Below are 13,179 nucleotides of genomic sequence, written 5' to 3'. Positions count from 1 at the left end.
AATATCTAATTAAGAGCAACATGCATCAAAAAAACTACTTCAACATTCAGTAGTAAAACAAAATCAAAAATACTTTTCAAAACTCTTCCTGTCCTCTCTCTCAAGAAAGGAATACAGAATACTTATGCCTTTTTCAAAAGATAAACCATTACGGCATAATAGAAGATAAATTTTGAATTGTAATCGACAAACCATTAACAAAGAAATAAACTTAAAAATATGTCAAATCAAATAATGCACCCGTCATTAAGCCAATTATTACCGTTGGACAAGATTCCAAATGAGCTCGAGGCAATTAGAGATGCACTTGCCAGTCTTTTTGATTCTGTATTTGTAAAAAATCTTATTGCCAGTCAAAGCTATGACAACTCTTCTGGTTTTTACAGCATGACATTAACCACGTACAATTCTCTTGGACTTGATATTCCTCTTGCACAAGATTTAAAATTAGTTTTGAATCCAACCGTAAATGGCAATACCGAAATTCCAATCAGTTTTGATTATTCTTGGATTATTCTAAAATACATCAATGATTTCAATTTTGAATCATTTGATAATACTGTTGAGTCCGTTTTACGCATTCTTTTTGAATTAGCAGAAATAAACGAAAAAACATTTTTAAATGAACTTATCAATACATTTTATCCAGGCGCAAATGCATTAGTTGATTTCGTTGATCAGTTCAATACAGTACATACAGATGCTTTAGCAACTATAAACGATGTAAATGCATCTTTCGACAATCAAGTTGAACACTTATCACAACAAATTGGAAGTCTTGACATTGACTTACTAAAATTTGCTTACGAAAACCTCTTAAATGTAGGCAGCGAAGGACTAGACCGTTTAAAGAAATTATTTGTACATTATTTCGATAATATCGAAAAAAACATAAAAGAAGCTTTAACGCTTCAGTTTAGAATGGCTATTAACGAAATTAGCGTAGGGCTTCAATTTCCTCATAAATGGTTACGACCAGTTTATACAGGTACCGAAAATGTTACCACCGATATAGTTTTGGATCAGCCGTTACCAGATAATTATTTTAGCTACTTAAAATTTGATGTCGGCAGTTTAGAATATTCTTCTAATCGCGGATTTATCTTTAATAATATCTCTAGTTTTAGCTTAAATAGATCTATGATCGGAAACACTGGATTAATCGCAGAGTTTTCAGGATTAAAAGTAGATTTAAGTAGAGATAAAAATATTCCTGAAGCAGATGCTGACGGAAGAGGGGCTGCATTTAGAGGTGTGTATGCTGAAAAAGCAGCAATTACATTACCTAAAAAATGGTTCAAAAAAGAAAATGGCGCTACACTGCAAATTACTGGAAAACAGCTATTAATTGGTACTGAAGGTGGAATTTCTGGAACAATTGGATTAGAATCCTTAATTGTAGGAAATCCTGTTAGCGAAACTGATTACATGTGGTTCAAGTTAGGTAATAGTTTCAAAGTTGGTTTTAACAAGTTTGATATTTCCTTCAAACAAAATAGAGTTATCTCTTCTAAAATAAAGGGCGCATTAGAAATTCCAAAATTTAAGAAAGGTAATAATTCATTTGTTGTAGATATTGAAGGACACTTATACGATGACGGAGATTTTAACCTAACGGCCTCATTTGATAAAGCAAACGAACCTAAAGCTACTTTACTCAATTTAGTAAATTTCGATTTTCATAGTTTCGAACTTGGAAAACAGGATGATGACTATTTTGTAGGTACTTCTTGTTATGTTTCGTTCCCTCCTGGATTAATGAACACTTTGATGAAAGGTCAAGGGTTTGATATTGAAAAACTTCGAATTTATAGTGATGGAAGCATAGAAGTGGAAGGCGGATCTATTCCTATTCCTATTAATTTACCTCCTCTAAATCTTGGACCAGTTCAGATGGCGGTGAGCAACATTAACTTTGGTTCAACTCAAATTAATGGACATAAATACAATTTCTGGGGATTTGACGGCGCCATCAGTGTCAATCCGCTAGGGCTTGACGCACGAGGTGAAGGTATTAAATACTATTACTCTACAGAAGAAGGTTTTAAAGATTCTTTCATCAGAATCCAGACTATCGAAGTCGATTTGATGATTCCAGGAACTGCAACAGAAGAATCTGCGATGGCAATTATTCATGGTATGATTTCGCTTCCTGAACCTGGAGTTTCTCCAGAATTCATGGGAGAGGTTTCATTAAAGTTACCAAAAGCAAAAATTACAGGAAGCGTAGGAATGCGTTTTGCTCCTAAATATCCAGCTTTCTTAGTTGATGCAAGTATTGAATTGCCTACCGGAATTCCGCTTGGATTTTTGTCGATTACCGGTTTTAGAGGTTTATTAGGATTTAGATATGTTGCTACCAAAAAAGCTGCCGGTTTAACAGTAGATAATTCTTGGTACGAATATTACAAACATCCGAAAGCAGGAATTAATATTAGAAAATTCAGTGGACCACCAGATTCCTTACAGTATGATTCACCATTTTCTATTGGAGCTGGAGCAACCTTTGAATCTACGGGAGGTACCATTTTAAATATGAGAGCAATGTTATTGCTTTCTCTACCTACTTTATTTTACATCGAAGCGGGATTAAATGTTCTTGGTGATCGACTAGGTCCTATTGAGAAAGATCAAAGCACTCCCCCATTCTTTGCAATGGTTGCCTTTGGAGATAACTCTCTTGAACTTGCTGCTGGAGCAGACTTCCAAATGCCTAAAGACGGTGGAGAAATTATCCAATTGCATGCCTTATTAGAAGCTGGTTTTTTCTTTAAAAACCAAAAACCTTGGTATATCAATCTTGGTTCTAAAAAAGATCCAATTACAGCGAGAATTCTAACTCTTTTTACTGCAAAAGCATTTCTTATGCTATCTGCTCAGGGAATCGAAGCCGGTGCCAGATTAGACTTTAAACTCGAGAAAAGTTTCGGGCCTGCTAAGGTTAAATTATGGGCTTACTTAGAAATGGGCGGAAAAATTTCGTTCAAACGTCCTCAAATGGGTGGTTACATCGCTGCTGGTGGAGGAATTCAGATTAAAATCTGGATTATCAATGTTGAAATTGTTTTAGATACCATTTTCTCTGTAGAATCATTTAAACCATTCCTGATTTATGCCAAATTAGAATTAAGCGTACGTGTCAAAATTGCTTTTGTCAGAGTCCGCAAGACATTCTTAATCGAGTTACAATGGGATATTAACAGAATTGTTGACCGAACACCTTACAGCCCACTTCCTAAGGGGACTCACGGAGATGTTAATGATAACAAAACTGCCGATTCTGTAAAAGGAGTTCACATGCTAACCAATGAGGCTTTCTTACTGAATTATTTTAATACAATGCCTAAACCGGGTGAAATTTCTAAAATAATTCCATTAGATACCTACATTGATATTAAACTGACTAAAGGAGTATTGCCTAATTCTAGTCTTTCTAAAATAATTGGAGGATATACAGCTGATGCGAAAAATTATACTGATTTAATGCCTCCTGAAGCGACATCGAAAGCGGGTAGAAAACTCCGTCAAGTAAAACATCAATATTCTATTGAATCAATTGAGATAAGCTCTGCCAATGGAAATTCTTGGGTGCCTTATCATCCTTTTGCAGCTGTTGTAGATTCAGATTCAAGAGCGAGTGTAGAAAATTTGCCTTGGGCGCAATGGCAAAAAGTGATAGATCAATATGACAGTATTCGTGTTTTGGCAACAAATCCATTCTCTTATTTAAGTGCAGGTGAACCTGGCTGGCATGTTCCTGAACAATTTGGAATTACTCCTTCTAAATTATTCTGTGTCTCTAATAGCATTGAAGAAGAGTCTGTCAATTTTTTAAATAAAAAAATAGGAAAACGTTACTATGTACCTACTCAATATGAAGCAGATAGAATCAATGGTCTGTTCTTTAAACTCGTTGGTGAAACTCCTGAAATCGTGGATGGCAAGCTTTCTGGGGGAGATTTTATGAGCGTTTCTGCAGAAAGTAATCCTTTTGGTTTTAGAAGATCTCTTTCGTTCAAAAACTATAACAAACTAGAAATTATTTTCCCTGAAGCTGCGATTGAACCAACTTTAAAACTTACAACTCAAGCCAAAACAGTAAATATAACTGCCTATACTTCTGTTTTCGATAAAGGCGCTAAGCTACCTCGATATGAACAAGTTAAAATATGCAAGACTAAAAATTCGCCAGCTTTAAATGAGATTGCCTACACTAAAGCTGAACTAAGATCGCCAATAACTTTATTTGATGAAAACGGAGATGTTTTATTGAAAAAGAAAATTGATAGAATTGTCATTAGTCCTGTAGCTGCAAATGCTGATGCTATTTTAGATGTTAGAAATAAAATTGCTGCTTTATTTAACGATACATATGCTTCAACAGATGGAGAATTTATTGTGTCAGAACCAAGCAATATAGCTGAATACGATCGCTTAGTGACATTATTAGCTGAATTAAAAGCAAATGCTGGTAACGATAATCCAACTGGAATTCCTACTCCATTAACATTTACACATTTTTATGGATATAACGGAAACACAAATTATGCTTTTGATAAAGTTTTCAAATACAATGACACTTATTTAGTTTCATTTCATCCGAGTCCAAATACGACTGTCATTGCACAAATTGATGGCAAAGGAAATCTGGTAAGAGAGCGTTTATTGAATGGTTTAATGACATCAATGCAGGTTGTAAATAATAATTTATTAATTACTCAAGCTTTAGATGCTACTCAGTGCAAAGGAATTGGAGAAGCTGTTATCGATGATACTTTTATTGTAGGTTGCGTAGCTCCAACTAAAACAACTGCAATTGTTGAACTTGATTCTGAATTAAACAGAACTTTCGGAATGCAGTATCTAAATACTTATTCTACAGGTTTCAATAAATTATTGCCATTATCAAATAATGAATTGCTTTGGATTAATGCGCTAGAAACGGAAACTCAAATTAACTGGGTTAACGGAACTGATCGCTCTATTATTCATCGCATAAAGATTGATGAAGTAGCGCTAAAAGTGCTTCAGCATAGTAATACTGATTTTAGTCTAATTACAAAAAACAAAAAAATCGTTCACTTTGGTATTAATCCAAGTACAAAAGCAATTACGATTACAGATGCCAAATTAGTTTCTGAACCATCAATTTTTGAAGTTATCGATGCAGTAATCTCAAATGACAAAGTCTTGCTTACTGTTAAACTAACAAACGGAAAATTCGGATTGGCTCAAGTTGACGGAACTGCAGTTACTGTTGTTAAAAATGATGCAATTTTTGATTCTCCAGTTTATTTATCAAATAAAACGCTGGCTGACAATTCAGTTATCGCTTACAATGAAAAATATCTGTTTGTATTGAATACTTCATTACAGCTTGTCCGCTTAATTGAAAGAGGAAGCACAAATGATAAAACCACAGTCCTTCATATTCAGAACGAGCCATCAGTGAATGAAATTTTAATGCTCTCGTCTAGGCAAAATGAAAAAGGAATTTATTTCTCTCTATTTGATGATCAGTTTGATAACTGTTCTTTACATCCGACAGAAACTGTTTCTGTAGTTTCGTCTGCATCTGCTTTGACTAATTCAACTGCTAATCTGAGTGAATTAGAAACTGTTACAAAATCGGAATACATAAGAGCAATTAAGTCTTCAAAATTATTGACAATTAATGCTATTCTATGTTCCGCAGGAGGAAATCCAGATGAAGACAATGAATTAGGATATACTACTTACGTTCAAGAAATTAAATGGCTGACAAAGGAAAGCGCAGAACACAATTTAACTATTCCTGGTGCTACAGCTGTAGCTGAAGATAATAAAGCGATGGAAGCTGCAATTCAAAATACGGCTCAGCCAATTTGGAGACCAAATTCAACTTACTGCTTAAAATTTACTTTAGCAGATAAAGTAGATGATGGGGCGCCAGTTAAATTCGATTACTATTATGGTTTCAAAACATTAGGACCTGTTGGCCACTACCCTGTTCCTGACGAAGATCTTGCTCCAGGTCAAAAACCATATGTTAAAAATGAACTGACAGAATTATCAAAATCGCCACTGACTTCATTAAGACAGTATTTAGATTATAACCGTTCTTACCCAAATGCTGATGGAAGTTTATTGTTATCTAAACCTTCATTCTATGGAAACGAACAGTGTAAGATCACAATGTTCTTCAAGAATCCTTATGTATATCATATGTTCACAGATTGGGACGATTATGGAGCAGGAAGACCAAAAATTAAAGGGCTGATGAATCTTATTATCAAAGATCCTTTAAATGATGTTCTTATTAAGTATCCATTACCAACAGAAGCAACGCCATATCCTAAAGCAGAGGAAAAAAATATAAAATGGGTGGATGATAATGATCCTCGAATTCCTTTAAACATTAAAATGTTGCAAAACATGATTCAGGGAAGCAGACCTGAATTGAGGTGTTCAATTCAAATTGGAGATATTATTAAACCAAAATCATATGGATATGAAGTAAAACTAACCGATTTAAAACCTTCAAAACTGTACACGGTTTTAGTTAAAAATTATTTTGATGAAAATCAGGATAACAAGCCAACTGATAATGAAAATGTATTAGTACATCAATTCGGATTCCAAACATCACGATACAGAGACTTTGCAGAGCAGGTAAACAGTTATAAATTAAGCACTGAACCAGTACGTAACGCTTTATTCGATGTTCCGTTAAGCTTAAGTCAAGATCAGATTACTTCTCTAAACAATATCATTTTTGGTGAAGAAGATCCATTAAGCGATGCATTTGCTTTGAAATATCAGCATTTATTTGATCGCGCTGTTGAGGGAGTTTTAAAAATGTCTCCTCTTGATCCTGCTCAATCTACAGAAGTGAACCGAATTATTGATAGCAATACAGGTGAAGTAATAGCGCTTTTAGTTCGTAATCCTGAACCGTTCAATATTCCTAAAATTCCGTTAGAAGAAATTCAAAAAACTATTTCTGTAGTTGACGATGCTGGTGTAATGAAAGCAAACTATAAAGTACTTCATTCTAAAGACTATGCTCAGGTATTAATCATGAATGACAGTAAAAAAATTACTGATACAAGTTTAAAACTGAAGTTTGAATACAGAATGTGGAATAACAATGGAATCGTTGGACCTAACGCCACTGCATTAACAGTTCGTGCTGCTGAGCCGGTAACTTTAACTATTGAAAATATAAATCTTTAAAAAACAATAAAAATGAGTTCTATAAATCTTCAAGAAAGCCAATCCACAGGTTGCGAAACATATATCGCTATCGTTGTCGATGAGTCGGGTTCGATAAATGGTAATGAAGCGCAGCAAATACGTGAAGGGTTGACTTCATTTATCAATTCTCAGGCTCAGAGCAAAATTACGCTTTCGTTAATCGGAATGTCTAATAGCGATAGCAATTCTAGATCAGAGCATGTTATTCAAAAAAGAATTTCTGGCTATACTTCCAGTTTTTTAAGTTGGATTAATGGTTTTGGTTCAAGATCTACCGATCCTCAATCTGATCACTGGGCATCTGGTTTAGAGGTTGTAAACAGCTTAACCGTAACTCCAGATATCATTGTGGTTGTTACAGATGGTTTACAAGTCAACGACATTGATTCTCTAAAAAGCTTATATCAGAATCTCAATGATAAATCACATATTTTTGTTTACGGTGTTACAAGCACCGTAAACAATGCTTCTGAATTAGTAACGCCAATTACTACCTTTTTAGGAAAAGCTCCTGTTGTAAAAAACGGCAGTCTTTCAATGCTGGATACAGATTATATCAGAGTTCCAGATTTCAGCACTTTAGGGTCTGAATTAAATCAATTAGGCAGTGCTTTATCTATTGCTCAAATTGGATGTTTGTCTAATGTAATTATTAGCCAAAATAAATTAGCTTATCCTGTCTTGAAAAAAGGACTTGCCGTAAACGAAAGTGCAGGAACTTTGGTTCTTAGAAACAAAAGCCGTGTCGCTCTTACTTTGCCTGCTGGAACTAGAATTCACAACACGAGCAATCTAGGCGGACTAGTTTTTAAACTTCAAGATACAATTGTTGTACCTGCTCTTTCAAATATAGATGCAGCAGTTCGGGTACAAGGAACACCCAATGCACTTGGCAGTTATTCTACTAAGATTACTTTGCCAAATGTTAGTAACCTAAGCGGATTTCAAATCAATTTTAATGTTGGTAAAGAACTTTATATTGTTGATCTTAATTCAGGAAAAACTGCTTTACAATCTACTAGTTTACAAATTTCAGCTGCCGGTTCTAAAGGTATTGACAGTACAAAAGGAATTCATCTTCGCTGGCTTTTGGCTGGAGAATTAGGAACAAACCATCTTCCAAAAGGTCAATTGTATAAAGGTGCTAATTCTGGTTCTAACTTTAACAAACCCGAAGATTTCGTTAAAGTATACAGAGCTGCTTATACTAAAGTCGCTCATAAATTAGATTTAACAAAAAAACCAAAGTCAGTAGATATTCAAAAGGCATTGTGGATTTATAAAACAACAGATCCGCAAAGATCAATTTATGTTTACTTCAAAAACAAAGCAAAATATCTGTTAGCAAGAGCGAGCATTGATCCGATGCTAAACCCATCTGGTTTCATTCAGGCTTACGGAAATGAAATTATCGAGATTGAAAATAAAAGCGAATTATTTTTTGCCGCTGAACTTAAATTCAGTTATGCAAATAACTCTGGTACTGTTAAATTAGAAACATTATCTGTTGCTGAAAATACCTTTGTAGCATCAAAGAGAGTTACAAATCGTAAAACCTACTCTTCTACAGAAGTTAATTCAATTCGCGTTGTAGCAGAAAATGGAAGAAGTATTCGATTTAAAGCGAGTAATTGCCTTGTAAGCGAAATCAATTTTGAATTTTACGGAGATTTCATCCAACATGCAAATGATAATGGAGTTTGGGATTTTAAAGGAAGCTATGCTTTGACTCTTGATGATAATAAGGCATTTGAACAGTTAGAACCTAAATTAAATTGCGTTCACGGAAAATGGCTGAAATTTAATGATGATGAATACGTAAACGTAAATAACTATAAAGATAAATGGAAACGAGTAACAGATGAAGAGGATAAAAACATTAAGGAAGTTATTCAAAGTTACATTGGCTTAAGTGCTGACGGCACTAATCCGACTGCTTTAGAAACTATCCAGTTTAATGATAACATTCCTGTCAATGACCCTCAACCTGGAGAAGAAGCAGAATTTGCTAAAAATTCAACTCAAATATCAAATCTCGATTTATTAAACATTGCAGCCAATGATTATCATGTTGCCAGAATGTTAGGTTTAGGATGCATTGATATTGATGAAACTGTTCTTTCTGGAGAATATATCTATCTAGCAGAGTACATTACGTTTAAAAATTTAGAAGGAGATTCTACAAAAAAAGAAGTGCAACACCTTTCTATGAGTATTCCAACTTCTGTTAACACAGAACGTTTGCCTCTTCCGGTACAATTAAGTAATTTTTTACCAGGTCTAAATGCAGGTTCAGACGAAGACAATCAAACCCCAAAAATTACAGATCCTGAAGGATACAGTTTTGATGGCAAAAAAAGATATGTGAGTTTATTTATGAGTGACATAAAAGATTACAGTGTAGATACTGCATTCTTTAATTCTACAGAAGAATATGATGGAAGCTCTTTTACATTCCCTATTTATGCAGGAGTAGATTATAAATTTAAAGACGAAGCCAATTGGCAAAAACCAGAATTATCATCTGATACGGCATATTTCAATGTTAAAAAAGATTTGACCACTGGTTCTTTTGAGCCGGCTCCTATTATTATTCCAGATTCAGGGAAATCATTTTTAAATGTTCGTCAGGAGAAAACAGGTTTGCAGACGTATGTATATCAAGGTTATGGTATCAATATTTTCTCAAGAGCAACATCTGGAAGACAATTGGAAATTACTTCTCATATTAAGCCGAAAAATACGTTGTTGCCTCCAACTGGTATTAATTCGTTGTTAATTACTGAAGAAAATCCGTTGATGTTCACCTCAATGAGCGAACAGCTTAAACTTAAAGCAATATTAGATAATAAATCTATAAAAGATAAAACTTATATCCGACTTCTTTTCGAATATTATGCGATTCAGGAATTATTAAGCTATACAATTCCCGATGGAGTAACGAATGCAGAAGCTTTACTTTCTGATAAAATTTATCCAGACAATGAAGAACTGTTTGCAGATTATTTTAAACTTTATTTCAGGGATAGTCTTCCTCAGATTGAACATGCAAAAATCACTGATATTCAAGACAGTCCAACAAGTGAACTTACTTCAATTATTACAATTCAGGAATACAAAATTTTTAGCAGTGGCGAAGAAATTAAAATTGGTCTGACTAAGACTAATAAAGACCGATTTATTGGAGGGATTTTAACGGTTGGAGAACAAAACTATGTCATTCAAAATATTAATGTTGTCCGTACTGGCGAAACATTTAATTATGCTACAGTTGAAGTACTTAAAAAAGAAGTGACTGACCGCCTTGTTTCCGATGGTGATGCTACAATCGATTCTGAGCAAATTAAGGAGATTAAAAAACCCGTAAACGAATTATGTTCTTTGGTTGAGAATATGTTAACGCCAGAAAACTGGAATCAGCCAAGTCCAATTAGCATGCAGATTCAGTTACCAGAAGCTTTAAAAACAGTTCACAGAGAACTTGTTCTGCAAAAAGACAGCCAAGGTAACGATAGTTTACAGGTAGAAAAAACTCGAGGAATCTGGAGTAAGAGAGTAGTAATCGAAAAGGTTCTGGAAAAAGCCTTTAAGGTTGATGAAAACGGCAAATATGTATTAGATAAAAATGAAAATCCAATTCCACTGCCTAACAACGAACAAAAACATTTTGGTTTATACAAACTTACTTTCAAAGGGTTAAAATTAGCTCAGCATCCTCAATACAATCAAAATAATGGAAATTCAGTTGAATGGGCAAACGGTACTGTCCGTTTATTTACTAAGAGCTGTTTTGTGGGTTCTAATCCAATTCCTGTAAAATCTAGAAAAGAGTTTAAAGTTGTACGCGCAGATAATATTGGAACAAATCAAGATTTGGAATTAATTATTACTGATCCTAATTTCAAAATAAAAGAAGACATAACTCAGGAAATGGATCCTGCTTATGATCATATCATTATTAAAGAGAATGAATTGCATCAGCCACAAGAGCAGGAAATAAATTATTATCCAAGTTATAAAGTTTATCTTTTTGCCGATCCTTCAAACGGAATTACAGCGGCAAAAATTCAGCCTAGAGAAGGAGAAAACACTCATTACTCAATTTTTGGAATCAGCAGCCATTCAAATTTATATGACTATGATTCTAAGATTAGTGTACCAAATCCAATGTATGCAGTTAGAATTGAAAAACCTGTTAAACCTGAAGATGTAAAAGGGCCGTTATACGCAACCAGACCTGACTTTTTCAACAGATCTACATATACCATTACAACCAGATATACCCGCAAACCTTATGGTATGCTATATTACAGGGCGAGTGACGATGCTTTATTAAATGTTTTGTATAAAACCGAAACGGTTAAAACAATTCGTGAAGAACTAAGTAAACTAGGCGGAAACAATGAGAAGTATTTTACCAACAGATGGCAGAATTTCTTAAATTTTGAAGAATTATTAGATAAAAACAATCTCCTGAATCCAACTGATTTATTAGGTCCTGATAAACAACCAAATGTTTTGCCTCCAAGAAAATCAATAAGTTATGAAGTATATCCATCAGATGTTGAGCCATTGGCTACTTATCGTTTTCCAACACCGGACAGCCAGTGGTTAATTGATTCGATCAATGAGTTTATTAAATGGCATAATGAATCACAACCTGCACAAACACCTGTTGAGAAAATTACGGCTCTTACTCATCTAAATGATATCATTATTTCGACAAAACAAGGAATTGAAAGAAACTTGCTGGCAATTCACTTTATTGAACAAGCCATTCATTCTGTTTTTGTGCCACTAACAGAAGTTCCAATTATTTACGAATACATCAGGGATAATGACTATGTGCCTATTAATAAAAAACAAACGATTAAAGATAAAAATGGAAATATTCTAAAATATCCTAATCCTGATCTGGACATTGCACCGATGATGAAAATCACAAATGCTGCCGAATTTAGAACACAATTTACAGATTTTAATCTAGATGGAAACTCACAAAGCACTTATTTCTATGGTGTTCGTGAAATGGATATTAAATTGAATTTCAGCCCATTTAGTACGTTTCTAGGTCCTGTAAAACTCGTTCCTTCAAATCCGCCACAGACACCAGAAATCAAGCGAATTATGCCTGTGTTGGAAAATCAGGTTTTAGGAATCAAACCTTCTATTCAAATAGAATTAAATGCTTACAAACCAGAATATAACATCAGAAAAATAAATATCTATCGTGCCAAGAATATGCTTGATGCACAATCAATTAGAACCATGACTCCTGTCAAAGAAATTTTGATTAATGAGGATACTTTATCTACTGAGTTTAATAGCGTTTGGACTGTTTACGATGAGTTTGAAGATTTAGAAAGTGTTCCTTTTGGAGATGGTCTTTTTTACAGAGTTACCGTTTCTAGAGAAATTGAGTATGCCGATCCAAGTTCAACAGAGCTTAATCCTATTGTTAATATTGATTATACGCCATCTCAGCCATCAAAAATTACTGCAACAGTAATTGCAGATGCTGTTGCTCCAGAATCTCCTGTATTAACAGCTTCTGGAGATGTAACAGGAGCAAATGAATCTGTCTTGAAACCAATTGTTTTCAGTTGGGAGAAAACGATTCATAATGGTAAATATCATTTATACAAAATGAACAATCAAGGAAATTGGGATAAAATTCAGGAAAAAGTTTCTAACGAAGAGATCGTAACATTATCATTACTGGAAACCAAACTTGGAACCGATGAATTGACTATTAAAAATGATGATGGAGATAGAATCTACCACCATTTCAAAGTACTTGCAGAGAACTCTTCAGGTATGTACAGTAGTGAAGAAAAAATACTAACACTTTAATTTTTAATGAATCCCAATGCTTAACTGCCATTGGGATTCAAAAATCAAGCTAATCAAAAATAATATTTACAGAAAGAAAATAAATTTCAA

2 protein-coding genes are annotated in these 13,179 nt (G+C 34.1%); both read left to right on the top strand.

Going from position 1 to position 13,179, the window contains the following annotated elements; translation table 11 throughout:
- Nucleotides 1-219: 219 nt before the first annotated feature.
- Complete coding sequence (locus A4F88_RS23865) at nt 220-7,215, top strand: hypothetical protein (RefSeq protein ID WP_068845496.1); 6,996 nt, start codon at nt 220-222, stop codon at nt 7,213-7,215.
- A gap of 12 nt (nt 7,216-7,227) precedes the next feature.
- Complete coding sequence (locus A4F88_RS23860; protein ID WP_068845494.1) at nt 7,228-13,089, top strand: vWA domain-containing protein; 5,862 nt, start codon at nt 7,228-7,230, stop codon at nt 13,087-13,089.
- Nucleotides 13,090-13,179: the final 90 nt, after the last annotated feature.

It is taken from the genome of Flavobacterium chilense (assembly GCF_001602525.1).
GTDB classification, from domain to species: domain Bacteria; phylum Bacteroidota; class Bacteroidia; order Flavobacteriales; family Flavobacteriaceae; genus Flavobacterium; species Flavobacterium chilense.
Note: the sequence above shows the minus strand (reverse complement) of the source record. Positions and strands in the feature narration are given on the sequence as shown.

Coding starts and splice junctions, on each gene's coding strand:
- A4F88_RS23860 (WP_068845494.1), top strand. CDS start 7,228: ATGAGTTCTATAAATCTTCAAGAAAGCCAATCCACAGGTTGCGAAACA.
- A4F88_RS23865 (WP_068845496.1), top strand. CDS start 220: ATGTCAAATCAAATAATGCACCCGTCATTAAGCCAATTATTACCGTTG.